The sequence below is a fragment of the Sphingomonas sp. STIS6.2 genome (assembly GCF_000732685.2).
GTDB lineage: Bacteria > Pseudomonadota > Alphaproteobacteria > Sphingomonadales > Sphingomonadaceae > Sphingomonas > Sphingomonas aerolata.
Map to the genome: position 1 here is coordinate 296,141 of NZ_JPDP02000160.1, position 206 is coordinate 296,346.

Consider the following 206-nt stretch of genomic DNA (forward strand, 5'->3'; position numbering starts at 1 on the left):
AGTGCTGTTTCGCACCGGTCATCACATCCCAAGCCAAGCCGGCAAGCGGTGCTGGTGTGACGCTAATCGTGAGCGAGTAGAGCAGGGCAAGGAGCCATACGGCTTTACCTGCGATGTCTGCCACTCGTTCGTCACCGACGGCAGGATCCAGTTTCTCGGCGATTGTACGCATGCGCTTGCTGCGCAGACCGTCGACCTGCCCGTGT